At 53.8% G+C, this 1,003-nt stretch carries 1 protein-coding gene; it reads right to left on the minus strand.

Features of this window, described 5'->3' with window-relative positions:
- Positions 1–851 (minus strand): IS630 family transposase (locus RSSM_RS16030; protein WP_008680817.1); only part of this gene is annotated, 851 nt, incomplete at its 3' end.
- Positions 852–1,003 lie beyond the last annotated feature (152 nt).

Consider the following 1,003-nt stretch of genomic DNA (forward strand, 5'->3'; position numbering starts at 1 on the left):
GGAAGGTTGTAGACGAGCAAGCCTCGCTCGGCCCAACGTTCTACCGATGCCCTGAAAGCTCCGCTGGTGTGAGAGGACGCGTTGTCCAAGATCACCACGGTCGTTTGGTCGATGGTCTCGCAGAAATCGTCGAACACTTCGATGACGGTTTGCGTGTTGACGTAACCTTTGTGAAGGTAGGTTCGGGTTGTACCGTCTTGATGCTCGAATCCGATCGCCTGCACCGTCGATCCATGCGCACCGGTGACAGGCACTTCAGTACGTTCACCGACCGGAAGCCACCCATAGGAAACGACTCCCTTGAGGGAGAAGCCCGCTTCGTCGAAATAGACCACGTTCAATCCAGGTTCTTCGAGCAACTCGGCGAGTTCTTCTTGAGCGAGTCGAAACGCTTGTTCGTCTCGTTTCTGTCGAAGGCTACGGCGAAACCGCTTCCAGCTCCGATTGAATCGTTTGGCATAACGCGACAGGGACTTGCGGCTGATCGATTTGCCCGTTTTCTCTTTCAGCTTCGCAATCACCTTTGCAGGGTGCGAGGGATACTCTCGGAGAAGGTCCTCGAGGAGACGCTGCTCATGTTCGACGAGTTTTCGCGGCCCGCCCGGTCGTTGGTCATCGAAAAGGGCATCGACTCCTCCTTCATTGAAACGCGAGATCCAACCTGCTGCGGTGTCACGGTCAACACCGAAGATGTCCACCAGTTGACTGACTTTGTAGCCGGCGTCACTGAGGAGCATCGCATGCCCTCGCATTCGGGTGTAATGATTGGGATGCTTCTTCCAAAGTTCGACAAGACGATCGCGTTGTTGTTGACTTTTGATTTCCGCAAACAGAATAGCAGGTCGTGCCATGATACTCCTCCCGTTGAAGTTGGGAGGAAACGCCGCCGTGGCGAATGCCCGACCATCAGGCAAAATGCTAGCAAAACCACGAGAGATCCCCATCGAATCAATGCTGCAATCTGCTTGCCAATTAAACACAATCAATCCTGTTCATGTGCTTA

Source organism: Aporhodopirellula sallentina SM41, assembly GCF_000346505.1.
Taxonomy (GTDB): Bacteria; Planctomycetota; Planctomycetia; order Pirellulales; family Pirellulaceae; genus Rhodopirellula; species Rhodopirellula sallentina.